Below are 26047 nucleotides of genomic sequence, written 5' to 3'. Positions count from 1 at the left end.
GGGTCATGCCAGAAATGAAAACCACCCTGCTCTGCGGTAAAAATCAGGGTTTATGGCGGCAAGATGGCGGGCGTTAAAAGAAAAACGCACCATGCGGGTGCATGATGCGTGTCACAACAGCAATCTGTTAGAAAAATGCCTGACGGTGGTGCATTACGCGGTCAGCACATCCTCCTGGGTGCTGGCCGCCAGCTCTTCACCGGCCAGCTGTAGCTGATACATCTGCCAGTAACGCCCTTTGGCTTCAAGCAGTTGCTGGTGAGTCCCCTGCTCGACGGCCTGTCCACGGTGAAGCACCATAATGGTATCCGCGTCCACGATGGTCGACAGACGGTGAGCGATCACCACCAGCGTCGTGCGCTGACGTACGGCGGCCAACGCATGTTGAATCGCACGCTCGGTGCCGGAGTCAATATTCGCGGTGGCTTCGTCCAGGATCAGCACTTGCGGCGTCTCGACCAGCACACGGGCCAGCGCCAGTAGCTGCTTCTGCCCGACCGACAGGTTGTTACCCTGCTCGCCCAGATGAGTATAGATACCCTCACTCATCCCTCGCGCCAGCTCGGCCAGCTGTACCGTTTCCAGCACCTGCCAGACCTGTGCTTCGCTGATATCGCGCCCCAGCGTGACGTTGGCAAAGAAGGAGTCGGCCAGCACCACCGGATCCTGTTGCACCACGGCGATGCCCTGTCGCAGCACCTGATGACTCAGGCTTTGTAACGGGCGGCCACCGAGGCGAATTTCACCGGAGTTGGGCGGGTAATAACCCATCAGCAGGCTGGCAAGCGTACTTTTACCACTGCCGGTGTGCCCTACCAGCGCCACAAAGCTGCGTGCTGGAATCGACAGCGAAATGTTTTGCAGCACCAGCTTGTCATCACGATAGGCAAATGAAACATCGTCGATATCAATATCACCGCGCGCCAACGGTGCCATATCGGTTCCGTACTGCTGGCGCGGGCGGTCCATCAGTTCAAACACGCGCTCACCGGCCACTACCGCCTGCTGTAACATCGACTGCTGAGTGGTGAGTTCAATCAGCGGCTCGTTCAGACGCCCCAGATAGCTGATAAACGCGTACAGTACACCGACCTCAATAGAGCCCTGCGCGCTAAAGCCGAACAGCATCAGCAGGCCGCACAGCACCAGCGAAGAGAACAGGCTCAGCAGCGGGCGCAGCAGGAAGCCGTCCAGACGCAGCGTTTGCATGCGCGCCAGATAGTGTGAGCGGCTCACGTCACCGATCCGCTCGCCGAAGCGTACCTGCTGGCGGAACTGCTGAATCACGCTCATGCCGTTGATGACTTCGTTGAAGCCATCGTTAATATCCGCCAGATAGGCGCGAACGCGACGCACGATAGGCGTGCTGTAGCGCTGATAAATCACCATCACGATCATCACCGCCGGGAAGATCGCGATCGCCACCAGCGCCATGCGCCAGTCGAGACTGAACATCGCCACCAGCATCGCGCCGATCAACGCCGCACTGCGCAGCACCGTCGCCACCACCGTCACGTACAGATCGCGGATCACTTCCGTATCATTGGTGACGCGGGAGATAAGCTGGCCTACCGGCTGCGTGTCAAATTCGCTCAGCGGCTGGCGCAGCGCGGCATCCATCACGTCACTACGCAGTTGTTGCACCACGCCAACCGCCGCGCGGTTAAACAGCAGCGACTGGCTGTAGTGCAGCGAAGCCGCCAGCAGTTGCAGCCCGATATAAGCAGCCGCCAGCCCGGCGACCGTCCCCAGCGGCAGACTATTTTTCGCCACCATGTTGTCGATAAAATAACTAATTAGCAGCGGCCCACTCACTTCGGCGGCAGCGGCCACCCACAGCATCACCACCGCAATCGACAGCGGTTTACGCCACGGCGAGCCATAGGCCAGCAGCCGCTTCAGGGTTGGCCACAGTTGCCCAAAACTACGCATCGGCCACCTCCTGCTTATCTTCTTCCGGCACGTCGTTCAGCGCGGCCTCCAGCTGTTGATAACGGTGCATATCGCGGTACCAGCCCTGCTCCGCTGCTAGCTGGTCATGCTGGCCGCGCTGGGCAATATGCCCGTGCTGCATCACTATGATTTCGCTGGCATCCGACAGCGCCGAGAGACGGTGCGCGCTGATAATCACCGTGCGGCCTTCGCCCCACTGGCGCAGGTTGTGCAGAATCTGATGCTCGGTGCGGCCATCAACCGCCGACAGCGCATCGTCGAGGATCAGAATTTCCGCCTCCAGCAGCAGCGCGCGCGCAATGGAGATACGCTGCTTCTGCCCGCCGGAGAGCATCACGCCGCGCTCGCCGACTTCGGTATCGTAACCCTGCGGCAGACGCAGAATGTCCTCGTGCACGCAGGCCAGTCGCGCCGCGTGCTCAATCTCTTCCTGCGTCGCGCTCGGATGGCCCAGCGCAATGTTGCTGGCAACGGTGTCGGAAAAGAGGAACGGTGTCTGGCTGACCACTGCCAGGCGGCTGCGCCAGGCGTCCAGCTGCAATTGACGCAGGGGAATATCGTGGAAGCGGATCTCACCTTCATCAACGTCAAAATGGCGCTGGATAAGCGACAGAATAGTGGATTTCCCCGACCCCGTCGGCCCGCAAATGCCGAGCATATGGCCCGGTTTCAGGGTCACGCTGACGTCGCAGAGCGTTGGCTTGTCGGTTTGCGGGTAGCTAAAGCGACCAATCGCCAGTTCCAGCGTACCGCGCCCTTCGGGCACCGGTTGCGTGCCGTCATCCACCACTGGCGCTTCCGCCAGCAGAGTGCGAATACGGCTATAGGCGGCGCTGCCGCGCTCGACGATGTTGAACATCCAGGCCAGCGCTAGCATGGGCCAGATCATCAACCCGAGGTACATCATAAAGCTGGTGAGCTGGCCGAGGGTCAGCTCGCCCTGCATCACCATCCAGCTGCCGCCGGCAATCGCCAGCAGGTTAGCCATCCCAATGGCGATGTAAATCGTCGGGTCAAAACGGGCGTCAATACGCGCCACGCGCATGTTTTTCACCCCGGTGTCAGCCGCATCGGCGGCAAACTGGGCGGACTGCCGGTCCTCAAGGCCAAAGGCTTTGATCATACGGATGCTGGTCAGGCTTTCCTGGGTCCGGTCGTTCAGACTGGAGAACGCTGCCTGCGCCACTTTGAAGCGTTCGTGCAGCAGATCGCCATAGCGTTTAATCACCAACGCCATAATGGGCATCGGCAGCAGCGCCAGCAGAGTTAACTGCCAGCTCAGCTGTGTGGACATCACAATCAGCACCGCGCAGCCCATGACCAGCGAGTCCACCAGCGTCAGCACCCCTTCCCCGGCGGCAAATACCACGCGGTCTACATCGTTGGTGGCGCGGGCCATCAGGTCGCCAGTGCGGTGACGTAAATAGAATTCCGGATGCTGGCGGCTTAGCTGCCGGTAGAAATCTTCACGCAGTTCGACCGCCAACTGGTAGGAGGCACCGAACAACAATACGCGCCAGACGTAGCGCAGCAGGTAGACCACCACGGCAATCAGTACCATGGTGCCAAGCCACATCATCACCTTCCCGGTGGTGAAATGGTGTTGTGTGACGCCATCCACCACGATCCCGACCACTTTCGGCGGGATGAGCTGGAGTATGGCGATGATAATCAGCAAGGCGACAGCGCCGAGATAGCGCCGCCATTCCCGGCGGAAGTACCAACTTAGTTGAGCAAATAATCGCACGCGGTAAAATCCTGAACGTCGATTCTCTTCGTCCTGCGCTGCCGCCCTGGCAGCTCGACGGGCAAAGAGAAAATCCCAGAAAAAGTATTATTCGATGGGGAGAGCAGTGGTGTATTTAATCTGTTCCATCGCAAAGCTTGAGGTGACATCCGACAGTCCGGGGACGCGGTTCACCAGGCTTTTATAAAAATCATCGTAGCGTTTCATGTCCGCCACCTGGACGCGCATCAGGTAGTCATACTCCCCGGCCATGCGCCAGAAGCCCAACACTTCGGGCATTTGCGTCACTTCGCTCACAAAAAGGCTGTACCAATCGCTGCTGTGGTGCTGGGTCTTTATCAGCACAAATGCCGTTAACCCAAGCCCAAGCTTTTCCGCATCCAGTAAGGCGACGCGGCCAAGCAGTATACCGTCATCTTCCAGACGTTTTAGTCGTTTCCAGCACGGTGTGGTGGTCAGATTAACGGCATCTGCTAACGCCTGCAAAGAGAGCGTGCAGTCATTTTGTAGTAGGGCCAGCAGCTTTCGGTCAATTTTATCTAACATTTCGGTCACCGGGAGAAAATTTTTCTCTCTTAATTCTATTTTAAAGGTCAGATGGCAACAAATTTTTCTGCACTTTTCGCTAAGCTGGGCACAAAATGACAAACGGAAAATAACGATGAATAGCACCTGGGTCAAACATGCCATCAGCGAAATTAACGCCGATTACCAACGCAGCGCCGACACGCATTTAATCCGCCTGGCGCTGCCCGCTTTTCCCGGCATTCAGCTCTACCTGAAAGATGAAAGCACGCACCCGACCGGCAGCCTCAAGCACCGTCTGGCGCGTTCGCTGTTCCTTTACGGCCTGTGCAACGGCTGGATCAAAGAAGGCACCACCATTATTGAATCGTCGTCCGGCTCGACGGCGGTTTCCGAAGCCTATTTCGCCCGCCTGCTTGGCCTGCCGTTTATCGCGGTGATGCCCTCCTGCACGGCGAAACGTAAGGTTGAACAGATTGAGTTTTACGGCGGCCGCTGCCACTTCGTCGAGAGCGCGTGTGAAATCTACGCCGCTTCGGAAACCCTGGCCCGCGAGCTGAACGGCCACTATATGGATCAGTTCACCTACGCCGAGCGCGCCACCGACTGGCGCGGCAACAACAACATTGCCGACAGCATTTTCCGTCAGATGTCGCACGAACCCAACCCGGTACCGACGTGGATAGTGATGAGCGCGGGCACCGGCGGTACCTCAGCTACCATTGGCCGCTACATTCGCTGCCAGGGCTATGAAACCCAGCTGATGGTGGTCGACCCGGAGAACTCCGTGTTTATGGACTACTGGCAGCACCGCGATGTGAATCTTCGCGGCAGCGTCGGCAGTAAAATTGAAGGCATTGGTCGCCCTCGCGTCGAGCCGTCGTTTATTCCTGATGTGGTTGATAGCATGCTGCGCGTGCCGGATGCCGCAAGCGTAGCCACCGCTCAGTGGCTGGAAACGCAGCTTGGCCGTAAGGTTGGCGCATCTACCGGAACGAATATGTGGGGTGCGCTACAGTTAGCCGCACAGATGCGAGATGAAGGGAAAACCGGCTCGATCGTGACGCTGCTGTGCGACAGCGGTGAGCGCTACCTCGACACCTACTACAACGCCGAATGGGTGGCGAATAACATCGGCGACACGGCACCGTGGCTACAGGCTATTAACACTCTGCTTGGGAAATAAAAAAAGCCAGGCATCAACTGAGCCTGGCTTGCTGGAAGGTCTCTCTATTCGGGGGAATAAGGAAGATTAGGTGTGTCCAGCCAATGCGTTAAATAGTGAGAAACCGCCTGGTTTTTGCAGTTTCCGATAATCGGTAGATGGGGGAGCGCCGCTTTAAGCTGCCCCATTGCATTCCCCATGATCACGCCGCGCCCTACGAGCCCCAGCATTTCACGGTCATTCATCGCATCGCCAAAGGCCATGCATTCATCCATACTCACGCCCAGATGGCGACTCAGCACCGACAGCGCCGCCCCTTTATTGCTGCCGAGCGGCAACACTTCCAGGCAGTCGATGGCGGAGAAACAGATATCTGCGCGCTTATCGAACGCCTCGACTAATTGCACCCGCAGACGGCAGAGATCGTCGTGATCGCCACAGAAGCAGATCTTTGTCACCTGATGCGCTGGCATCATGCGCAGGTCACGAAGCTGATAGCGGAAGCCGCTATACACGTGCGCCTTTAACATTTCTGGGATTTCGTGCCCGGTAAACCAGCCGCCGTCGTTAAAGACATGGACGCTAGCCTGCGTATCCCAATGGGTGTGCAGCACCTCTTCCGCTACGTCCGGGGAGAGATCGCTACGGTGCAGCACTTCACCCTGCTGGGTATGAATACGCGTACCGTTGCCGGTTATCAGGAAGGCATTCAGCGACAGTTTCTCCACCAGCGGGCGCATTTCCAGCACGTGACGACCGGTGGCAAAGGTCAGCGTGATGTTCCGTTCGCGCAGGCGCTTCAGCACCGCCACGGTTCTCTCGCCTAAACGATGGTCCGGCATCAAAAGGGTGCCATCCATATCAAATGCTGCCAGTCTTGCCATCTTTTATCCCGCCTGTGATCGTTCTCTCTTGCCACCCAGTATCTGCTGGGATATACGGAAGTAATACTGAATAGTTGATATTTATTGTTCCGGGTTTCTATGCGCCAGTTAAACCGTTTAAATCAGTTCCAGCGCCTGTGGCTACCGTCGCAGGGAGAAGATCAACAGGTCACCATCGCCGAACTGGCCGCCCGCTGTTTTTGCAGCGAGCGGCACGTGCGCACCCTGCTGCGTCAGGCACAAGAGGCGGGCTGGCTGAGCTGGCAAGCGCAGTCCGGGCGCGGCAAGCGCGGGCGGTTACGGTTTCACACCGCGCCGGAGACGCTGCGCAATGAGATGATGGAAACCGCACTGAATCGCGGCGAGCAGCATAATGCGCTGGAGCTGGCGCAGATTGCCCCGGTTGAGCTGAGGGCGTTGCTGCACCCGTTTCTCGGCGGCCAGTGGCAAAACAACACGCCGACGCTGCGTATTCCCTATTACCGCCCGCTAGATCCACTGCATCCTGGCTTCCTTGCCGGTCGTGCCGAGCAGCACCTTGCCGGGCAGATTTACTCTGGCCTAACCCGCTTTAACCATGAAGCCTCACAGCCGCAGGGCGACCTGGCGCACCATTGGTCGGTTTCCGACGATGGGTTGTGCTGGCAGTTTTATATTCGTTCAACCCTGCACTGGCATAACGGCGATGCCGTTGAGACCGAGCAGCTTCGCCGACGATTGCTGATGCTGCTGAAACTGCCCGAACTGGCGAAGCTCTTTTCCAGCGTGAAAGCCATTACGCAGACGCATCCGCAGTGTCTGACCTTCACGCTGCATCATCCGGATTATTGGCTACCGCATCGGCTGGCAAGCTACTGTAGCGTGCTGGCACATCCGGACGAACCGTCGCAGGGCACCGGCCCGTTTATGCTGAAAATTTTTGAGCCGGAACTGGTGCGCATTGAGAGCCATCATCGCTATCACCAGGGCCACCCGCTGCTGCAGGCCATTGAATACTGGATCACCCCGCAGCTTTTCGAGCAGGGGCTGGGGACCAGCTGCCAGCACCCGGTGCAGATTGCCATTGGCAAACCTGAGGAGCTTGGCGAACTGCGGCTCGTCAGCCACAGCATCAGCCTGGGGTTTTGCTATCTGGCACTGCGCCAGAGCCCACGCCTGAGCAGCGCACAGGCACAGCGAGTCATCGGGCTGATTCACCGCTCCGGCCTGCTGCAAAGCCTACCGCTGGGGGAAAACCTGATTACCCCCAGCGAAGAGATGCTGCCCGGCTGGGATATCCCGCTGCCGAAAGACGCCCCCGATGTTGCCCTACCGCCCCACCTGACGCTTCTCTACCATTTGCCGGTAGAACTGCACACCATGGCCGAAGAGCTAAAAACAGCCCTGGCGAAACTGGGCTGCGAGCTGACGGTGATTTTTTATGATGCTAAAAGCTGGACCGGCTGTCCGGACCTGCCAAAAGCCGACCTGTTTATGGGCGACCGCCTGATTGGCGAGATGCCGGAGTACGCCCTGGAGCAGTGGCTACGCTGCGATGCGCTATGGCCCGCGCTGTTTACCGAACAGCAGGCAAGCCGCGTTCGTCTGGCATTAGACGACGCTCAGGCGTTGCCAAACGATAGCCAGCGAATCGCCGCGCTGAAGCACATCTTTACCCGCCTGATGAGTGACGCGATGCTGACGCCGCTGTTTAACTACCAATACCAGATCAGCGCGCCGCCCGGGGTCAACGGTATTCGCCTGAACGCGCGCGGCTGGTTTGATTTTTCCGCCGCCTGGCTGCCGCCAACCACGCGGTGAAGGAGCTGGTCGCCGCGATGTACAGGCGTTACCATAACGGCCTTTAGAACCACAAACAGGAAAAGCCATGAAACGTGCCGTTGTCGTCTTTAGCGGTGGACAAGATTCCACAACATGCCTGGTACAGGCGCTGCATCAATATGATGAAGTTCACTGCGTCACGTTTGATTATGGCCAGCGCCATCGCGCTGAAATTGATGTCGCCCGTGAACTGGCCTTAACGTTGGGCGCGCGCGCGCACAAGGTGTTGGACGTTACCCTGCTCAATGAACTGGCGGTCAGCAGCCTGACCCGCGATAGCATTCCCGTGCCGGACTACGAACCGGATGCCAACGGTATTCCCAATACTTTCGTACCGGGGCGCAATATTCTGTTCCTGACGCTAGCGGCTATTTATGCCTATCAGGTGAAGGCAGAAGCCGTCATCACCGGCGTCTGCGAGACCGACTTCTCCGGGTATCCGGACTGTCGCGATGAGTTCGTGAAGGCGCTGAACCATGCGGTTAGCCTGGGCATGGCAAAAGACATTCGCTTCGAAACGCCGCTGATGTGGCTCGATAAAGCGCAGACCTGGGCGCTGGCGGACTACTGGGACAAACTGGACCTGGTGCGTACCGAAACGCTCACCTGCTACAACGGCATCAAAGGCAATGGCTGCGGCCACTGCGCGGCCTGTAATCTGCGCGCAAATGGCCTGAATCATTATCTGGCGGATAAGCCAGGGGTGATGGCAGCGATGAAGCAGAAAACCGGGCTGAAATAGGTCTGGAGACGTTCCCGGGGTCGCTTGCGCTCGCCCGGGCTACCTGTTCCGGGCAAGGCGTTTACGCCGTTCCCGGGACAAGCACATTACTCAACCATCGCTTCCAGATGCTCCCGCAATTCCCCTTCCAGCGCCAACGCCTTCTGCGTTTTTAAGTCGATACAGACGAAGGTAATCAGCGCGTCGGCAACCACCTGCCCTTCGGGCTCCAGCGTGACCACCTGGCTTAATACGCCGCTTTTACCGTTCAGTTGCTGCACCTTGCTGGTCACCGTCAGCAGATCGCCCAGCACCGCCGGACGACGGTAGTTAATATTGATATTCACCACCACAAAGGCGATGTGGTTCGCGCTCATCCACTGGAACCCCGCGCTGCTCTCCAGCCCATCCCAGCGGGCCTCTTCAAGAAACTCCAGATAGCGAGCGTTGTTAACGTGCTGATAGACGTCCAGGTGATAACCGCGAACTTTGATTTGTGTCTGCATAGCGCCATAGCCTTATTATTTTGTTTTTACATAGAGTCAGAGGTCACACCACTGGTATGACCTCTTTAGTCTGGCAAATTTTCAGACGAGTGCAAACACTTGATGCAAATTAAAGCGTGAGATGCGCCAGATTACGCTCAACGAGCGAGCTACCCATTCCCGGCACCTGCTTGAGATCGTCCACCGTTTTGAACGGGCCGTACTCTTCACGATAGCTAACGATGGCCTGCGCCTTTTTCAACCCTACGCCGTTCATCGCCTGCGCTAACGCCTCGGCCGACGCGGTATTGATGCTAACCCTGGTCCCTTCATCTTCCGCCGTTTTAGCGGCTGGCGCGGCTTTCACCTGCTCTCCGGTATCCGCACTGGCTTTTGTCTGCGCCGCCTGCGTTTTCGCCGCAGCAGGCGCTGCCGCCTGAACGCTAAAGCTCATCCCCGCACACGCCAGTACCGCCGCCATAACAGACATTTTGATTCCACGTTTCATCTTGATTTCTCCTTGTTGATTGATAGCGAAAGCACCATAACGGTTAGCGCGCAACGGTTCAAAAGGCAGATTTCAAATGTGGAAAAGGCCGCGAAAGCGGCCTTTGATATGTACATCGCATTACAAAATTATGCGAAGCGAATTCCGATTATTGCTGCTGGTCGATGATGTCGCCGAGCTTAATTTTCGCGGATTTACGCAGGTTGTTCATCATCGCTTCGAAGGCGATTTGCGCGTTGTTCTGGGTAATCCCCTGAACCATCGCTTTCTTCTGCGCTTCCGGCATTTCGCCCGCTTTCACTTCGTCCAGCGCCAGCAGAACCACGTTGCCCTGCATATCGTTGCCGATACCGTAGCTTGGTTTGTCTTTCTGCGGCAGCGGCAGTGCGAAGGCAGCCTGGCTCAGCGGATCCTGACCGGCACGGCTCAGGGTTTTGCTGGCGCTAAAGGTCAGGCCTGCCGCTTTCATCGCGTCGTCGCCTTTACCGTCTTTCAGCGCCACCAGCAGTTTTTCAGCATCCAGTTTGGCCTGCTGTTCTGCTTTGTTGTGCTTAACGATATCGGTCACCTGCGCTTTCACTTCCGCCAGCGGTTTCACCGCTTCGGCTTTGTGCTCGCTCACGCGAATGACGAAGGCGCGGTCGCCGTCAACGGTGATGATGTCTGAGTTGCTGCCCGGCATGCCGTTCTCGCCAACCAGACCACCGTTGAAGATAGCATCAGATACCGGCTTGAAGTTCAGTTCAGCCGGCAGGCTGTTACGGTCAAACCAACCGGTCTCAACCGCTTTCACGCCAGCCGCCTGCTCTGCACCCGCCAGAGAGTCGTTGTCGTTGCTCGCCGCATCGCTCACCTTCTGCTGCAGTGCATAGTAAGCGTCGAGTGATTTTTCCTGCTTCACTTTGTCCGCAATCTCTTTGCGCACGTCAGCCAGCGGTTTCACCTGTGCAGCCTGTACGTCGTCAAGACGCGCGACCAGGAAGCCCACGGAGGATTTGATCACCCCGGACAGCTGGCCTTTTTCTTTCAGGCCGGCATTTTTCAGCTCGTCAGGCGTGGTAGAGGCTTCCAGCCAACCCATATCGCCGCCGTTACGTGCGGAGATGATGTCAGCAGATTTCTCTTTTGCCAGAGCAGCGAAGTCAGCGCCTTTGTTCAGGGCGTCCAGTACCGCTTTCGCATCCGCTTCAGTTTTGGTCTGAATCACGCTGTAGCGGTCACGCTGCGGCTGAGTGAACTGATCCTGATGCTGGTCGTAGTAAGACTGAATGTCGTTGTCAGAAACAGGCTCGCTCATGGAGGTAGCGTCCAGCTTGATGTAGCTCACGCGGAACTGCTCCGGCGCCACAAACTGGCTCTTGTTCTGCTCGTAGTAGCTAGAAACTTCCTGATCGGAAACCTGCTGCTTCGCCGCCAGCGCATTCACGTCGATCGTCGCTTCGCGAACCAGGCGCTGCTGCGCAACCAGTTCGGCCAGCTGGTCGGTTTCACCCGGCAGCATAAAGTCGGTACCGGCAACGGCGTTAATCAGCTGTTGGGTCGTCAGTTGGTTACGCAGCGCCTGTGCGTATTGATCCGCCGTCATGCCCATCTGATTCACCAGCGCGTTGTAGCGGGTGTTATCAAATTTGCCGTCGGTCTGGAAAGCTGGGGTGGCGAAAATCGCTTTACGCACCTGCTCGTCGCTGATGCTAAGACCTAAAGTCTTCGCGTACTGATCCAGCAGCGATTCGTCGATCAGGCGGTTCAGCACCTGCTGACGCATCGTTTTGATGTAGTTTTCATTGGCCGCCAGCTCTGAGTACTGGTCGCCAAGCTGCTGCTGCATGCGGTTGCGCTCGCTAGCAACGGCATTTTCAAACTGGCCGCGGCCAATTTCCTGGCCATTTACTTTCGCGGCAAAATTATTGTTACCGCCGATCAGGTAACCACTCACGCCGGTCAAAATGAACGACACGATAATGAGCCCGAAAATGACTTTGATCACGACGCTGTTGGCTGCCGTGCGTAAATTGTCCATCATGGTGTAACAACACTCCGCTGTAGGTGACAAATACCTCGTGCAGCATAGCACGTGTGGCCGCTATTTTGACAAGAAACCGGGGCGCTTGTCAGCATGACACCGAATATAAACGCTTAAAAGTACACAATAAGCCATAAAAAAAGGCACATCAGATGATGCGCCCTTGTACTGTGCCACATTCCCTACGCGGGAAAGCGATCAGTTTACCGCGTCTTTCAGTGCTTTACCTGCACGGAACGCTGGTACTTTAGCAGCGGCGATAGTGATCTCTTTACCAGTCTGAGGGTTACGGCCAGTACGGGCAGCACGCTCTTTAACAGCAAAGGTACCAAAACCTACCAGTGCAACATCATCCCCTGCCTGCAGAGATTCAGTAACAGAAGCAATTAAAGCATCTAACGCACGTCCAGCTGCAGCTTTGGAGATATCCGCGCCAGCAGCAATCTTGTCAATCAGTTGAGATTTATTCACTGTTCTCTTCCTCTCTTTATTATTTATATCGCACCTGAATCCTTCACGATGCAATCGCGGAGCAGTTATATCAGGACTCCCATGCCCTTACAACACCCGTCGTCATCGACACACCTGCCAGCCGTCTAAATTAGCGAGACAAAAAAAGGCTGGCAAGTCAGTTTACGCTTGCCAGCCTTGTTTTTATTAACGCTCTTTGCGCGAGGTCACTATTTTGCGCTTACAACCTGCATGCCAGACGGCTCATTTTGCAGCGCTAGCGCCAGAACTTCCTCGATGCGCTTAACCGGATGAATCTCCAGATCGGCCAGAACGTTGTCCGGAATCTCTTCCAGATCGCGTTTGTTCTCATCAGGAATCAGAACAGTCTTAATGCCGCCACGGTGTGCTGCGAGCAGTTTTTCCTTCAGGCCACCGATTGGCAGCACCAGGCCGCGCAGGGTAATTTCCCCTGTCATCGCCACGTCTGCACGCACCGGGTTACCGGTCAGGCAGGAAACCAGCGCGGTACACATCGCGATACCCGCACTTGGACCGTCTTTCGGCGTAGCCCCTTCCGGTACGTGAACGTGAATGTCGCGTTTTTCGTAGAAATCTGGGTTGATGCCCAGTTTTTCTGCGCGCGCGCGCACCACGGTCAGCGCAGCCTGAATGGACTCCTGCATCACTTCACCTAAAGAGCCGGTGTAGGTCAGTTTGCCTTTACCCGGTACACAGGCGGTTTCGATGGTCAGCAGATCGCCGCCCACTTCCGTCCACGCCAGGCCGGTAACCTGACCAACGCGGTTTTCTTCATCCGCGCGACCATAGTCGAAGCGCTGAATGCCGAGATAGTCGTGCAGGTTGTCGCCGTTAATATCGATGTGCTTCAGCTCTTTATCCAGCAGCAGCTGTTTAACCGCTTTACGGCACAGTTTCGAAATTTCACGTTCCAGGCTACGAACGCCCGCTTCACGGGTGTAGTAACGGATGATGCCAACAATCGCGCTATCGTCTACCGTCAGCTCGCCTTTTTTCAGGGCGTTACGTTCGATCTGCTTCGGCAGCAGGTGACGTTTAGCAATGTTCAGCTTCTCGTCTTCGGTATAACCGGACAGACGGATCACTTCCATACGATCCAGCAGCGGCGCTGGAATGTTCATGGAGTTCGAGGTCGCAACGAACATCACGTCGCTGAGATCGTAATCCACTTCCAGGTAGTGATCGCTGAACGCTACGTTCTGTTCTGGATCAAGCACTTCCAGCAGAGCGGAGGCCGGGTCACCGCGCATGTCCGAAGACATTTTGTCGATTTCATCGAGCAGGAACAGCGGGTTTTTAACGCCCACTTTGGCCATTTTCTGGATCAGTTTACCCGGCATAGAGCCGATGTAGGTACGACGGTGACCGCGGATCTCCGCTTCGTCACGCACGCCGCCCAGCGCCATACGAACGTATTTACGTCCGGTCGCCTGAGCAATGGACTGCCCCAGAGAGGTTTTACCCACACCAGGAGGCCCTACCAGGCACAGGATTGGCCCTTTCAGCTTGTTCACACGGCTTTGAACCGCGAGATACTCAAGAATACGGTCTTTGACGCGCTCGAGGCCGTAATGGTCGGTATCGAGGATTTCCTGCGCCTGGCGAAGGTCTTTTTTAACCTTGCTGCGCGTATTCCACGGCACCTGCACCATCCAGTCGATATAACCACGAACCACGGTCGCTTCTGCTGACATCGGCGACATCATTTTCAGCTTTTGCAGTTCGGCTTCGGTTTTCTCTTTCGCCTCTTTCGGCATCTTCGCTGCGTCGATCTTACGCTTCAGCGCTTCGTTTTCGTCAGGAACTTCGTCCATCTCGCCGAGTTCTTTCTGAATGGCTTTCATTTGCTCATTCAGATAGTACTCACGCTGAGATTTTTCCATCTGCTTTTTCACACGGTTGCGAATACGCTTCTCAACCTGCAGCAGATCAATTTCTGACTCCATCATCGCCATCAGATATTCCAGGCGCTCGTTGATGTCTGACATCTCGAGTACAGACTGTTTATCTGCCAGCTTCAACGGCATGTGGGCCGCGATGGTATCCGCCAGGCGTGCAGGATCGTCGATGCTGTTCAGCGACGTCAGCACTTCTGGTGGGATTTTTTTGTTCAGCTTGATATAGCCTTCAAACTGACCGATTGCGGTGCGTACCAGCACTTCCTGCTCGCGCTCTTCAATCGCCGGCGATTCCAGGTACTCTGCTTTCGCGGAGAAGTGTTCGCCGTTATCAGAGAGCGTAGAGATACGCGCACGCTGCAGCCCTTCAACCAGTACTTTGACCGTACCGTCAGGCAACTTCAGCATTTGTAAAATAGAGGCCACGGTCCCGACGGTGAAAAGATCGTTTACACCCGGCTCATCCGTTGAAGCATCTTTCTGCGCGACCAGCATGATTTTTTTATCATGATCCATGGCCGCTTCCAGACAACGGATAGATTTTTCCCGCCCTACAAATAAGGGGATGACCATGTGCGGATAAACCACCACATCGCGCAACGGCAATACGGGGATTTCAATGCGTTCAGAACGCTCAGGATTCATAGAGCTCTCTCTTAGTTTAGTGTCCGCCAGGTAAACTGGTCATGCGACTGTGCTTCACACAACCATTAACATGTAACCAGTATATGGGGATGTATTCCACACATTCAACGCCATGAATACGGAAAAATAAAAGGGGAGATAAAATCCCCCCTTTTTGGTTAACTGATTGTATGAACTGGTGAATTATTCGCCAGATGCCTGCTGCGCTTCCGGCTTGCCGTAAATCAGCAGCGGTTCGCTTTGACCGGCAATCACCGACTCGTCGATAACCACTTTTTCGACGTCTTCCATAGAAGGCAGATCGTACATGGTTTCGAGCAGTGCGGCTTCAACGATAGAACGCAGACCACGAGCACCGGTTTTACGCGCCATTGCTTTCTTGGCGATAGCGTCCAGCGCTTCGTCACGGAATTCCAGATCCACGCCTTCGAGGTTAAACAGCGCCTGATACTGCTTGGTCAGGGCATTTTTCGGCTCTTTGAGGATCTGAATCAGCGCTTCTTCGCTCAGCTCAGTCAGGGTTGCAACCACCGGCAGACGGCCGATGAACTCAGGGATCAGACCAAATTTGATCAGATCTTCTGGCTCAACCTGGGTCAGCAGTTCGCCTTCGCTGGCTTTATCCGTTTTAGATTTCACCGTTGCGCCAAAGCCAATACCCGAACCGGTTTCAACGCGGTTACCGATCACTTTATCCAGACCGGCAAACGCGCCGCCGCAGATAAAGAGGATCTTCGAGGTATCAACCTGCAGGAACTCCTGCTGCGGATGTTTACGGCCACCCTGCGGCGGAACGGCTGCCACGGTGCCTTCAATCAGCTTCAGCAGCGCCTGCTGTACGCCTTCGCCGGACACGTCACGAGTAATCGACGGGTTGTCAGACTTACGAGAAATCTTGTCGATTTCATCGATGTAAACAATACCGCGCTGGGCTTTCTGTACGTCGTAGTCGCACTTCTGCAGCAGTTTTTGAATAATGTTTTCAACGTCTTCACCCACGTAACCAGCTTCGGTCAGGGTGGTTGCATCAGCCATGGTGAACGGAACGTCCAGCAGGCGTGCCAGCGTTTCGGCCAGCAGGGTTTTACCGGAACCGGTTGGGCCAATCAGCAGAATGTTACTTTTGCCGAGCTCAACGCCGTTGTTGGTATCACCGTTACGCAGACGTTTGTAGTGGTTGTAGACCGCAACGGCCAGCACCTTTTTCGCCTGTTCCTGACCGATAACGTAGTCATCTAAGTGGTGGCGAATTTCGTGTGGCGTCGGCAGAGCACTGCGTTCACGATGCGGCGCCACTTCTTTAATCTCTTCGCGAATGATGTCGTTACATAAGTCGACGCATTCGTCGCAGATATACACGGATGGGCCGGCGATGAGCTTACGCACTTCGTGCTGGCTTTTGCCGCAAAAAGAGCAGTACAACAGTTTGCCCGAGCCATCTTTGCGTTTATCTGTCATGAGTCAAAACCTCTTTTTAAGTTCTTTGTGCCGCATATGACGACGCAAATGCCATTCTTAAGCGCAAGCTGCTACGCAAGCGTTGTGCCGCCCTTAGTAGTATATACCGTGCAGCGGCACGTGCCGTCATGACATTAGTTACGTTTGCTCAAAATTGAGTCAACCAGGCCATACTCGACGGCTTCAGAAGCGGACAGGAAGCGGTCACGTTCAGTGTCGCTCTCAATCTGCTCCAGAGATTTGCCAGTATGGTGCGCCATAAGCTCATTCATGCGTCCTTTCACCTTCAGGATCTCACGGGCGTGGATTTCGATATCCGTCGCCTGGCCCTGATAACCGCCCAGCGGCTGGTGAATCATTACGCGGGAGTTTGGTAAGCAGAAACGCTTACCTTTTGCGCCTGCCGTCAGCAGGAACGCGCCCATTGATGCCGCTTGCCCCATACAGATGGTGCTGACATCCGGCTTGATAAACTGCATGGTGTCATAAATAGACATCCCTGCAGTGATCACGCCGCCTGGGGAGTTGATGTACAGATAAATGTCTTTTTCCGGGTTTTCCGCTTCCAGAAACAGCATTTGCGCCACAATCAGGTTTGCCATGTGGTCTTCGACCTGACCGGTCAGAAAGATTACGCGCTCTTTAAGTAGACGGGAGTAGATATCAAAAGAACGTTCGCCACGTGAGGTCTGTTCAATGACCATCGGCACCAGGGCCATGTGGGGTGCAAAATTATCTCGTTCGCCACTGTATGACATTTCCGTCTCCTGGATAATAAATAAAATAGCCACAGCCTGCTAATTATAGAGATGCGGCGAGTGATTCGTTCCCTCAGTAATGGGTACGATCTTACCCTATTTCAAGCATAACAATATTTTGTTGATACGCTAACACCGAAAAGCCGTTTTATCACGCAAGCTTTGGTTATTACTGCAATAAAAAAACCCGTCACCAAAAGGCAACGGGTTTTTCTCAAAACCGTAAACCGGTAAGCGAAATTACGCCTGCTGGTTCATCAGTTCATTGAAGGAAGTTGCTTTTTCAGTCACTTTCGCTTTTTCCAGAACCGCTTCAACAGCCTGTTCTTCCAGAGCGACACTGCGCATGTTTTCCATCAGCTCTTTGTTTTTGCTGTAGAATTCAATAACTTCTTTCGGATCTTCGTAGGCGGAAGCCATTTCTTCGATCAGGGTAGCAACGCGTGCTTCGTCAGCTTTCAGCTCGTGGGTACGAATCACTTCGCCCAGCAGCAGGCCAACAACTACGCGGCGTTTAGCCTGCTCTTCGAACAGTTCGCGAGGCAGTTCCATCGCTTGCTGCTGGTTGCCACCGAAACGCTGTGCAGCCTGACGGCGCAGAACGTCGATTTCGCTGTCGATCAGGGCAGCAGGAACGTCGATTTCGTTCGCTTTTACCAGACCTTCGATTGCCTGAGATTTAACGCGGTTACGTACCGCGCCTTTCAGTTCGCGTTCCATGTTTTTACGCACTTCAGCGCGCAGGCCTTCAACGGAACCATCTTCAACGCCGAAACGTTTGATGAATTCTGCAGTCAGTTCTGGCAGTTCACGCTCTTCAACTTTCTTCAGGGTAATCGTGAATTTAGCCGCTTTACCTTTCAGGTTTTCAGCGTGGTATTCTTCTGGGAAGGTAACGTCGATGACGAACTCTTCGCCTGCTTTGTGACCTTTGATACCGTCTTCAAAGCCTGGGATCATACGACCCTGGCCCATTGCCAGTACGAAATCAGTCGCTTTGCCGCCTTCGAATTCTTCGCCGTCTACAGAGCCGGAGAAGTCAACGGTAACGCGGTCTTCAGCGTCAACAACGCCGTCTTTGTCTTTCCAGGTTGCCTGCTGCTTACGCAGAGTGTCCAGCATGCCGTCAACGTCAGCTTCGGTCACTTCAACGACTGGTTTTTCAACTTCGATAGCGTCCAGACCCTGCAGTTCAACTTCTGGGTACACTTCGAATTCTACTGCGTAGGTGAAGTCTTCACCCAGCTTGTATTCACCTGGAACGTAGTTAGGCGCGCCAGCTGGATTGATCTTCTCTTTGATGATCGCGTCAACGAAGTTGCGGCTCATCAGGTCACCCAGAACGTCCTGACGCACGGAAGCGCCATAACGCTGAGCAACAACATTCATCGGTACTTTACCTTTACGGAAACCGTCAATGCGTACTTTTTTCGCTACGTTGACCAGCTCGCTTTTTACAGCGGTCTCGATGCTGTCAGCAGCGATAGTAATCGTTACACGGCGGCCAAGGCCCTGAGTGGTTTCAACTGAAACTTGCATCTTGTTACCTCAAAAAAATCACAGTGCTCGGTCAACTCTACTCCGCAAGCTCGAAAAGCTGGCGTTGCGGACCTGGGATGCTCTCGTAATCAATCACATTCCCTGTCGTCAGAATCATCCCGAAGACATTCCGAAAAATAAGACGCAGCATTATAGCGGCATCACTTTTATGAGTCGAGAACGGTTATCACGCGTTGCTGCGGCATTTTTCACAATTCCCGGCTAATTTTTGTCTGAACGCTGTCGAAATAGCTCAAAATTCAGACAAAACAAAACGGCCCGCAGGCCGTTTTCTCATAATCTGTACGCAACATACTGGAAAAGTTCCGTGTTGCAAATGCCTTTTCTACGCGATAGTACCCGCTCCGCGGCATGGCGGTGAGGTAATGACGGTATCTTGCAAACCTTCCCACTCTTTTCGCGTATAAGTATGCAATGCCAGCGCATGGACGGTGGACGCAAACTCCTCTGTTAACGTTCCGTAGATCATCCGATGACGATTCAGAAAACGTTCCCCGGTAAACTTATCGCTCACCAGCACAACTTTAAAGTGGCTCTCAGAGCCGGCCGGTACGTTGTGGCGGTAGCTTTCGTCTACGACTTCCAGGAAAACAGGTTCAAACGCTGCCCTCAGTTTTTCTTCGATTTGTTCACGCATCATCATGATATTACTCCTCCGACAACGTTAAGATGCCGCCTATCCCTTTAAATGTTAGCCGCTTTTACTGATTACATTACACAAAGGCAACAAAAAATTAGCGTTCGCACCCTTTTATTTGTCAAGTAGATGAAGTTAACGTCTTTTACAATCGCTTCTCATCTGAAATCCTGCCGCAGATTGTTCGCGAGCGCAGAAAAACACCAACACGATGAAATTACATGCATTGCCTACTTCCCCTGACCGATGGCGATGTTATGATGGCGGGAATTTTCAGTAAACAATGCGTTTGAGACCCCTAACATGTTAAAAAAAATCCTCTTCCCACTGGTAGCACTGTTTATGCTGGCAGGATGCGCAACGCCTCCGACCACGGTTGAAGTGTCACCAAAAATCACCCTGCCTCAGCAGGATCCAAGCCTGATGGGCGTGACCGTTAGCATCACCGGCGCTGACCAGCGTCAGGATCAGGCGCTGGCCAAAGTCACCCGTAACAACCAGTTGGTTACCCTGACCGCTTCCCGCGACCTGCGTTTCCTGATGCAGGAAGTGCTGGAAAAACAGATGACCGCGCGCGGCTATATGATTGGCCCGAACGGTGCGGTAAATCTGCAGATTATCGTTAATCAGCTGTATGCCGACGTTTCCCAGGGTAACGTGCGTTACAACATCTCTACCAAAGCCGATATCGCTATCATCGCGACCGCCGCTAACGGTAACAAGATGACCAAAAACTACCGTTCTAACTACTCCGTTGAAGGCGCGTTCCAGGCTTCCAACAAAAACATTTCCGATACCGTTGATAGCGTGCTGGGCGATACCATCGCCGATATGGCACAGGACACCTCTATCCACGATTTCATCAAGCAGAACGCTCGCTAATCCCGTCACAGACCCGGCTTAGGCCGGGTCTGAACGTATAACACTATGTCTGGTCACTATCTCCGCATTTTTCAGCAACCGAAATCAGCCATTCTGCTGATTCTTGGCTTTGCTTCCGGCTTACCGCTCGCCCTGACCTCAGGGACGATGCAGGCGTGGATGACGGTCGAAAATATCGATCTGAAAACCATCGGCTTTTTCTCGCTTGTCGGCCAGGCATACGTCTTTAAGTTTCTCTGGTCACCGGTCATGGACCGCTACACGCCGCCGTTTTTAGGGCGTCGTCGCGGCTGGCTGTTGACGACACAATGTTTGCTGCTTATCGCCATTGCCGCGATGGGCTTCCTTGAGCCCTCCACACAACTGCGCTGGATGGCGGCGCTGGCGGTGATTATCGCGTTCTGCTCCGCCTCGCAGGATATTGTCTTCGATGCCTGGAAAACCGATGTGCTTCCAGCGGAAGAGCGCGGCGCGGGCGCGGCGATTAGCGTGCTGGGCTATCGTCTGGGGATGCTGGTTTCCGGTGGTCTGGCGCTATGGCTGGCCGATAAATGGCTGGGCTGGCAGGGCATGTACTGGCTAATGGCGGCGCTGCTTGTACCGTGCATTATCGCCACGCTGCTGGCCCCTGAACCGAGCGACGTTATCCCGGTCCCGAAAAGCCTTGAGCAAGCGGTGGTGCAACCGCTTAAAGATTTCTTCGGCCGTAACAACGCCTGGCTCATTCTGCTGCTCATCGTGATGTATAAGCTCGGCGACGCCTTCGCCATGAGCCTGACCACCACCTTCTTGATCCGCGGCGTGGGGTTTGACGCCGGCCAGGTCGGGATGGTGAATAAAACTCTCGGCCTGTTTGCCACCATTGTCGGCGCGCTGTACGGCGGCGTGTTAATGCAGCGCCTGACGCTGTTCCGCGCGCTGCTGATCTTTGGCATTTTGCAGGGTGTGTCAAACGCCGGCTACTGGGCGCTTTCGGTCACGGATAAACATATTTATTCGATGGCGGCCGCGGTCTTCTTTGAAAACCTGTGCGGCGGTATGGGTACGGCGGCATTCGTCGCACTGTTGATGACGCTGTGTAATAAATCGTTTTCTGCCACCCAGTTTGCGCTGCTATCGGCGCTGTCCGCCGTCGGCCGTGTCTACGTAGGGCCAATTGCTGGCTGGTTTGTCGAAGCGCACGGTTGGCCGACGTTCTATCTCTTCTCGGTGTTTGCCGCCATACCGGGCATTCTGCTGCTGCTTATCTGCCGTCAGACCCTGGAATATACTCAGCGAACCGAACAATTTATGCCACGTGATAGCTATGCGGGCGCCTACCGATTCGCGCTACGTCTGCTGATGCTGGGTGCCGTGCTGCTGGGAGTCTGGCTGGTGATGCTGCTGGCAAATGCCCTGAACCTCACCGCCATTCAATGGTCCGGAATCGTACTCGAGATAGGCGTCGTAATTGCCTTTATCGGCATCATTTACGGCTGCCTGCTGGACTACCTTGCCCTGCGTAAAACGCAGTTCCAATAAAATAAGCGGAAAATGTGAAGAGTACGTTGTAATCACGACGCGTAATAATAACGCTTACATCGTATGTGAAAAAAAATATTTGTGCTTTTGTGCGCTTTAGAATTCTGGAAATTATTGGAACGTCTAAAATGTGCTTTATTTCTTTAACCGATTCAGCACCAGAACAATTAATTTTTCGTTTTTGAATTGTCCATTATTTGATGATTAATTGTTAATTATTTGTATATTTTTGGCAATGGTTATACCAATTGCCATCTTAACCCCTTCCCCATACCCCCTTTCGTTATAACGCCCGCCAGATGGGCTTTCCGCTCGGAAAATAGACACATTTGGCAACATCTGTGACAGGCACGGCAGAACCCGGTAACACATAACTGACAGAGCACCAATGATGTTTACAGTAATGTAACCTTCCCGTAAAATGACCCCACACTTTAAACGCCACCAACACCCCGTGGAATTGAGGTCGTTACATGAGACTCAGGAAATACAATAAAAACTTGGGATGGTTGTCATTAATCGCCAGCACTGTATTACTCAGTGGTTGTGATTCTGCGCTACTTGACCCCAAAGGACAGATTGGACTGGAACAGCGCTCGCTGATTCTGACGGCTTTCGGCCTGATGATGATCGTCGTGATTCCCGCCGTCTTAATGGCCGTTGGTTTCGCCTGGAAGTATCGTGCGAGCAATAAAGATGCGAAGTATAGCCCGAACTGGTCACACTCCAATAAAGTGGAAGCTGTGGTCTGGACCGTGCCAATTCTTATCATCATCTTCCTCGCCGTACTGACCTGGAAAACCACTCACGCTTTAGAACCAAGCAAACCGCTGGCTCATGATGAGAAACCAATCACTATCGAAGTGGTTTCCATGGACTGGAAATGGTTCTTCATCTACCCGGAGCAGGGCATTGCTACCGTTAACGAAATCGCCTTCCCGGCGAACGTTCCGGTGCAGTTCAAAGTGACCTCTAACTCCGTGATGAACTCCTTCTTTATCCCGCGTCTGGGCAGCCAGATTTACGCGATGGCCGGTATGCAGACCAACCTGCATCTGATCGCGAACGAAGCAGGTATCTACGACGGTATCTCTGCAAGTTATAGCGGCCAGGGCTTCTCTGGAATGAAGTTCAAAGCCATTGCTACGCCGGATCGTGCCGCATTCGATCAGTGGGTCGCGAAAGCGAAACAATCTCCGAACACCATGGATGACATGGCCACCTTCGAGAAATTGGCTGCACCGAGCGAATATAACAAGGTGGAGTACTTCTCCAGCGTGAAACCAGATTTGTTTAAAGCAGTGACCAGCAAATTCATGGATCACGGCAAAAGCATGGACATGACCAAACCAGAAGGCGAACACGCATCGCACGAAGGAATGGAAGGCATGGACATGAGCCACGCGGAATCCGCTCACTAAGGGGCCGAGGAAGAATACGATGTTCGGAAAACTGACACTGGATGCAGTGCCCTACCACGAACCCATTATCGTGGTTACGGTGGCTGCCATTATCGTCGGGGGACTCGCTCTCCTGGCGGCCATCACTTACTTTGGTAAGTGGTCCTATCTATGGAACGAGTGGCTGACCTCCGTCGACCACAAAAAACTGGGCATCATGTATGTCATCGTTGCTATCGTCATGCTGCTGCGTGGCTTTGCCGATGCCGTGATGATGCGTAGCCAGCAGGTTCTGGCCTCGGCCGGGGAAGCTGGGTTCCTACCACCGCATCACTACGACCAGATCTTTACCGCCCACGGCGTCATCATGATCTTCTTCGTGGCGATGCCGTTCGTTATCGGTCTGATGAACCTGGTGGTTCCACTGCAGATCGGTGCGCGCGACGTAGCGTTCCCATTCCTGAACAACCTGAGCTTCTGGTTCACCGTTGTCGGTGTGGTTCTGGTTAACCTGTCCCTGGGCGTTGGTGAATTTGCTCAGACCGGTTGGCTGGCCTATCCGCCACTCTCGGGAATTGAGTACAGTCCGGGCGTAGGTGTCGATTACTGGATTTGGGCGCTGCAGCTCTCCGGTATTGGTACAACGCTGACTGGTATTAACTTCTTCGTGACCATCATCAAGATGCGTGCACCAGGAATGACGATGTTCAAGATGCCGGTATTTACCTGGGCATCTCTGTGCGCCAACATCCTGATTATCGCCTCCTTCCCAATTCTGACGGTTACCATCGCGCTGCTGACCCTGGATCGCTATCTGGGCACCCATTTCTTTACCAACGATATGGGCGGCAACATGATGATGTACATCAACCTGATTTGGGCCTGGGGTCACCCGGAAGTGTACATTCTGGTTCTGCCTGTCTTCGGTGTGTTCTCTGAAGTTGCAGCAACCTTCTCGCGTAAACGCCTGTTCGGTTACACCTCACTGGTGTGGGCGACCGTGTGTATTACCATCCTGTCGTTCATCGTTTGGCTGCACCACTTCTTCACCATGGGTGCGGGCGCGAACGTAAACGCCTTCTTCGGTATTACCACGATGATCATCGCCATCCCTACCGGGGTGAAGATCTTCAACTGGCTGTTCACCATGTATCAGGGGCGTATCGTCTTCAACTCAGCAATGATGTGGACCATCGGCTTTATCGTGACCTTCTCGGTCGGCGGTATGACCGGCGTTCTGCTGGCAGTGCCGGGTGCGGACTTCGTGCTGCACAACAGCCTGTTCCTGATTGCGCACTTCCATAACGTTATCATCGGCGGCGTCGTATTTGGTTGCTTCGCAGGTCTGACCTACTGGTGGCCGAAAGCCTTTGGCTTCACGCTGAACGAAACCTGGGGCATCCGTGCCTTCTGGTTCTGGATCATCGGCTTCTTCGTCGCATTCATGCCGCTGTACGTGCTGGGCTTCATGGGTATGACCCGTCGCCTGAGCCAGCAGATTGACCCGCAGTTCCACCCAATGCTGGTTGTTGCAGCATGCGGTGCGGCGCTGATTGCCTGCGGTATCCTGTGCCAGCTGATTCAGTTCTACGTCTCTATTCGCGACCGCGAGCAGAACCGTGACCTGACCGGTGACCCATGGGGCGGCCGTACGCTGGAGTGGGCAACCTCTTCCCCTCCTCCGTTCTACAACTTTGCCATTGTGCCGCAGATTCACGAACGCGATGCATTCTGGGAAATGAAAGAGAAAGGCGAAGCGTACAAGCAGCCGGCTCACTATGAAGAAATTCATATGCCGAAAAACAGCGGCGCGGGCATTGTGATTGCCGCCTTCGCAACCATCTTTGGTTTCGCCATGATCTGGCATATCTGGTGGTTGGCGATTGCTAGCTTCGCAGGCATCGTGATCACCTGGATTATCAAAAGCTTTGACGAGGACGTGGATTACTACGTGCCGGTTGCAGAAGTCGAAAAACTGGAAAATCAGCATTTCGATGAGATTTCTAAGGCAGGGCTGAAAAATGGCAACTGATACTCTGGCGCATAACGCCCACGCGCACGAACACGGGCACCACGATACAGGGCCGATGAAGATCTTCGGCTTCTGGATCTACCTGATGAGCGACTGCATCATCTTCGCCACCCTGTTCGCTACCTATGCCGTTCTGGTGAACGGCACGGCTGGCGGCCCGGCGGGTAAAGATATCTTCGAGCTGCCGTTCGTTCTGGTTGAAACCGCACTGCTGCTGTTCAGCTCCATCACCTACGGCATGGCGGCTATCGCCATGTACAAAAACAACAAGAGCCAGGTTGTTTCCTGGCTCGCCCTGACCTTCCTCTTTGGTGCAGGGTTCATCGCGATGGAAATCTATGAATTCCATCACCTGATTGTTGAAGGTATGGGCCCGGATCGCAGCGGCTTCCTGTCAGCGTTCTTCGCACTGGTAGGGACTCACGGTCTGCACGTCACCTCCGGTCTTATCTGGATGGCCGTGCTGATGGTGCAGATTTCCCGCCGCGGCCTGACCAGCACTAACCGTACTCGTATCCTGTGCCTGAGCCTGTTCTGGCACTTCCTGGACGTAGTGTGGATCTGTGTGTTCTCCGTTGTTTACCTGATGGGGGCAATGTAATGAGTCATTCTAACGATCACAGCGGCGCATCCCACGGCAGCGTGAAGTCGTACATGACAGGTTTCATCCTGTCTATCATCCTGACGGTGATCCCGTTCTGGATGGTGATGACCGGCAGCGCGTCGCATGCGGCGATTCTGGGGACCATTCTGGTCACCGCTGTTGTGCAGATTGTGGTGCACCTGGTGTACTTCCTGCACATGAACAGCAAGTCTGACGAAGGCTGGAACCTGACCGCGTTTGTCTTTACCGTGATAATCATTGCCATCGTGGTGGTGGGCTCCATCTGGATTATGTGGAACCTGAACTACAACATGATGGTTCACTAAGA

Annotated in this window: 22 protein-coding genes; 9 read left to right on the top strand and 13 right to left on the bottom strand. The window is 54.5% G+C overall.

Annotated elements, in window-relative coordinates; translation table 11 throughout:
- Positions 1–153: 153 nt before the first annotated feature.
- The 3 genes from AB2B48_RS23435 to AB2B48_RS23425 all read right to left on the bottom strand — a co-directional run bounded on the left by AB2B48_RS23435 (position 154) and on the right by AB2B48_RS23425 (position 4246).
- The gene (locus AB2B48_RS23435; RefSeq protein WP_368300401.1) at positions 154–1932 is read right to left on the bottom strand and encodes a SmdB family multidrug efflux ABC transporter permease/ATP-binding protein; all 1779 of its coding nucleotides are present in this window, start codon (positions 1930–1932) and stop codon (positions 154–156) included.
- Positions 1925–3700, bottom strand: a complete 1776-nt coding sequence (locus AB2B48_RS23430; RefSeq protein ID WP_368300400.1) for a SmdA family multidrug ABC transporter permease/ATP-binding protein — start codon at positions 3698–3700, stop codon at positions 1925–1927. The genes AB2B48_RS23435 and AB2B48_RS23430 overlap by 8 nt, the downstream gene beginning before the upstream one ends.
- A gap of 87 nt (positions 3701–3787) precedes the next feature.
- Positions 3788–4246, bottom strand: coding sequence for an Lrp/AsnC family transcriptional regulator (locus tag AB2B48_RS23425; RefSeq protein WP_185667138.1), 459 nt, complete (start codon positions 4244–4246; stop codon positions 3788–3790).
- A 115-nt stretch (positions 4247–4361) separates the two neighbouring features.
- On the opposite strand from AB2B48_RS23425, the gene AB2B48_RS23420 reads away from it, so the two are divergent.
- Positions 4362–5411: a PLP-dependent cysteine synthase family protein gene (locus tag AB2B48_RS23420; protein ID WP_368300399.1), complete on the top strand. Its 1050-nt coding sequence runs from the start codon at positions 4362–4364 to the stop codon at positions 5409–5411.
- A gap of 44 nt (positions 5412–5455) precedes the next feature.
- Here AB2B48_RS23420 and cof read toward each other — a convergent pair whose 3' ends face one another.
- Entirely contained in the window at positions 5456–6274 is an 819-nt protein-coding gene (gene cof / locus AB2B48_RS23415) for an HMP-PP phosphatase (RefSeq protein WP_368300398.1), read from the bottom strand.
- A gap of 99 nt (positions 6275–6373) precedes the next feature.
- Here cof and AB2B48_RS23410 point away from each other — a divergent pair, with 99 nt between their 5' ends.
- Entirely contained in the window at positions 6374–8074 is a 1701-nt protein-coding gene (locus AB2B48_RS23410; RefSeq protein WP_368300397.1) for an SgrR family transcriptional regulator, read from the top strand.
- Between the two features lie 67 nt (positions 8075–8141).
- Positions 8142–8837, top strand: coding sequence for a 7-cyano-7-deazaguanine synthase QueC (queC, locus tag AB2B48_RS23405; RefSeq protein ID WP_333499012.1), 696 nt, complete (start codon positions 8142–8144; stop codon positions 8835–8837).
- A gap of 86 nt (positions 8838–8923) precedes the next feature.
- Here the strand turns inward: queC and AB2B48_RS23400 are convergent, their stop codons facing one another.
- The 9 genes from AB2B48_RS23400 to bolA form a co-directional block, all read right to left on the bottom strand.
- On the bottom strand, positions 8924–9322 hold the full coding sequence (locus tag AB2B48_RS23400) for a YbgC/FadM family acyl-CoA thioesterase (RefSeq protein ID WP_185667142.1): 399 nt from the start codon (positions 9320–9322) through the stop codon (positions 8924–8926).
- Positions 9323–9431: 109 nt separating this feature from the next.
- The gene (locus AB2B48_RS23395; RefSeq protein ID WP_220439721.1) at positions 9432–9809 is read right to left on the bottom strand and encodes a helix-hairpin-helix domain-containing protein; all 378 of its coding nucleotides are present in this window, start codon (positions 9807–9809) and stop codon (positions 9432–9434) included.
- A 148-nt stretch (positions 9810–9957) separates the two neighbouring features.
- Complete coding sequence (gene ppiD / locus AB2B48_RS23390; RefSeq protein WP_368300396.1) at positions 9958–11832, bottom strand: peptidylprolyl isomerase; 1875 nt, start codon at positions 11830–11832, stop codon at positions 9958–9960.
- Between the two features lie 198 nt (positions 11833–12030).
- The gene (hupB, locus tag AB2B48_RS23385; RefSeq protein WP_035895161.1) at positions 12031–12303 is read right to left on the bottom strand and encodes a nucleoid-associated protein HU-beta; all 273 of its coding nucleotides are present in this window, start codon (positions 12301–12303) and stop codon (positions 12031–12033) included.
- 209 nt (positions 12304–12512) lie between these two features.
- The gene (gene lon, locus AB2B48_RS23380; protein WP_185667145.1) at positions 12513–14867 is read right to left on the bottom strand and encodes an endopeptidase La; all 2355 of its coding nucleotides are present in this window, start codon (positions 14865–14867) and stop codon (positions 12513–12515) included.
- Positions 14868–15050: 183 nt separating this feature from the next.
- The gene (gene clpX, locus AB2B48_RS23375; protein ID WP_220439719.1) at positions 15051–16325 is read right to left on the bottom strand and encodes an ATP-dependent protease ATP-binding subunit ClpX; all 1275 of its coding nucleotides are present in this window, start codon (positions 16323–16325) and stop codon (positions 15051–15053) included.
- 134 nt (positions 16326–16459) lie between these two features.
- Complete coding sequence (clpP, locus tag AB2B48_RS23370) at positions 16460–17083, bottom strand: ATP-dependent Clp endopeptidase proteolytic subunit ClpP (RefSeq protein ID WP_185667147.1); 624 nt, start codon at positions 17081–17083, stop codon at positions 16460–16462.
- 240 nt (positions 17084–17323) lie between these two features.
- Positions 17324–18622 carry a trigger factor gene (gene tig, locus AB2B48_RS23365; protein ID WP_368300395.1) on the bottom strand — a complete coding sequence of 433 codons (1299 nt, stop codon included), beginning with the start codon at positions 18620–18622 and terminating at the stop codon, positions 17324–17326.
- A gap of 346 nt (positions 18623–18968) precedes the next feature.
- A complete protein-coding gene (bolA, locus tag AB2B48_RS23360; RefSeq protein WP_035894301.1) occupies positions 18969–19286 on the bottom strand; it encodes a transcriptional regulator BolA in 318 nt (105 codons plus the stop codon).
- A 297-nt stretch (positions 19287–19583) separates the two neighbouring features.
- On the opposite strand from bolA, the gene AB2B48_RS23355 reads away from it, so the two are divergent.
- From AB2B48_RS23355 to AB2B48_RS23330, 6 genes are all read left to right on the top strand, one after another.
- On the top strand, positions 19584–20162 hold the full coding sequence (locus AB2B48_RS23355; protein ID WP_185667149.1) for a lipoprotein: 579 nt from the start codon (positions 19584–19586) through the stop codon (positions 20160–20162).
- A 45-nt stretch (positions 20163–20207) separates the two neighbouring features.
- The gene (ampG, locus tag AB2B48_RS23350; RefSeq protein ID WP_368300394.1) at positions 20208–21683 is read left to right on the top strand and encodes a muropeptide MFS transporter AmpG; all 1476 of its coding nucleotides are present in this window, start codon (positions 20208–20210) and stop codon (positions 21681–21683) included.
- Positions 21684–22156: 473 nt separating this feature from the next.
- Entirely contained in the window at positions 22157–23104 is a 948-nt protein-coding gene (gene cyoA, locus AB2B48_RS23345) for a cytochrome o ubiquinol oxidase subunit II (protein ID WP_368300393.1), read from the top strand.
- Positions 23105–23123: 19 nt separating this feature from the next.
- Positions 23124–25115, top strand: coding sequence for a cytochrome o ubiquinol oxidase subunit I (cyoB, locus tag AB2B48_RS23340; RefSeq protein WP_368300392.1), 1992 nt, complete (start codon positions 23124–23126; stop codon positions 25113–25115).
- On the top strand, positions 25105–25716 hold the full coding sequence (locus tag AB2B48_RS23335; RefSeq protein WP_035894295.1) for a cytochrome o ubiquinol oxidase subunit III: 612 nt from the start codon (positions 25105–25107) through the stop codon (positions 25714–25716). Before cyoB ends, AB2B48_RS23335 begins: the two co-directional genes overlap by 11 nt.
- Complete coding sequence (locus tag AB2B48_RS23330; protein ID WP_106927992.1) at positions 25716–26045, top strand: cytochrome o ubiquinol oxidase subunit IV; 330 nt, start codon at positions 25716–25718, stop codon at positions 26043–26045. Before AB2B48_RS23335 ends, AB2B48_RS23330 begins: the two co-directional genes overlap by 1 nt.
- Positions 26046–26047: the final 2 nt, after the last annotated feature.

Source organism: Kluyvera sichuanensis (assembly GCF_040930405.1).
Lineage (GTDB): Bacteria > Pseudomonadota > Gammaproteobacteria > Enterobacterales > Enterobacteriaceae > Kluyvera > Kluyvera sichuanensis.
This window is presented reverse-complemented; position numbering and strand designations above follow the sequence as displayed.

Coding starts and splice junctions, on each gene's coding strand:
- AB2B48_RS23435 (WP_368300401.1), bottom strand. CDS start 1,932: ATGCGTAGTTTTGGGCAACTGTGGCCAACCCTGAAGCGGCTGCTGGCC.
- AB2B48_RS23425 (WP_185667138.1), bottom strand. CDS start 4,246: ATGTTAGATAAAATTGACCGAAAGCTGCTGGCCCTACTACAAAATGAC.
- AB2B48_RS23420 (WP_368300399.1), top strand. CDS start 4,362: ATGAATAGCACCTGGGTCAAACATGCCATCAGCGAAATTAACGCCGAT.
- cof (WP_368300398.1), bottom strand. CDS start 6,274: ATGGCAAGACTGGCAGCATTTGATATGGATGGCACCCTTTTGATGCCG.
- AB2B48_RS23410 (WP_368300397.1), top strand. CDS start 6,374: ATGCGCCAGTTAAACCGTTTAAATCAGTTCCAGCGCCTGTGGCTACCG.
- queC (WP_333499012.1), top strand. CDS start 8,142: ATGAAACGTGCCGTTGTCGTCTTTAGCGGTGGACAAGATTCCACAACA.
- AB2B48_RS23400 (WP_185667142.1), bottom strand. CDS start 9,322: ATGCAGACACAAATCAAAGTTCGCGGTTATCACCTGGACGTCTATCAG.
- AB2B48_RS23395 (WP_220439721.1), bottom strand. CDS start 9,809: ATGAAACGTGGAATCAAAATGTCTGTTATGGCGGCGGTACTGGCGTGT.
- ppiD (WP_368300396.1), bottom strand. CDS start 11,832: ATGATGGACAATTTACGCACGGCAGCCAACAGCGTCGTGATCAAAGTC.
- lon (WP_185667145.1), bottom strand. CDS start 14,867: ATGAATCCTGAGCGTTCTGAACGCATTGAAATCCCCGTATTGCCGTTG.
- clpX (WP_220439719.1), bottom strand. CDS start 16,325: ATGACAGATAAACGCAAAGATGGCTCGGGCAAACTGTTGTACTGCTCT.
- clpP (WP_185667147.1), bottom strand. CDS start 17,083: ATGTCATACAGTGGCGAACGAGATAATTTTGCACCCCACATGGCCCTG.
- tig (WP_368300395.1), bottom strand. CDS start 18,622: ATGCAAGTTTCAGTTGAAACCACTCAGGGCCTTGGCCGCCGTGTAACG.
- bolA (WP_035894301.1), bottom strand. CDS start 19,286: ATGATGATGCGTGAACAAATCGAAGAAAAACTGAGGGCAGCGTTTGAA.
- AB2B48_RS23355 (WP_185667149.1), top strand. CDS start 19,584: ATGTTAAAAAAAATCCTCTTCCCACTGGTAGCACTGTTTATGCTGGCA.
- ampG (WP_368300394.1), top strand. CDS start 20,208: ATGTCTGGTCACTATCTCCGCATTTTTCAGCAACCGAAATCAGCCATT.
- cyoA (WP_368300393.1), top strand. CDS start 22,157: ATGAGACTCAGGAAATACAATAAAAACTTGGGATGGTTGTCATTAATC.
- cyoB (WP_368300392.1), top strand. CDS start 23,124: ATGTTCGGAAAACTGACACTGGATGCAGTGCCCTACCACGAACCCATT.
- AB2B48_RS23335 (WP_035894295.1), top strand. CDS start 25,105: ATGGCAACTGATACTCTGGCGCATAACGCCCACGCGCACGAACACGGG.
- AB2B48_RS23330 (WP_106927992.1), top strand. CDS start 25,716: ATGAGTCATTCTAACGATCACAGCGGCGCATCCCACGGCAGCGTGAAG.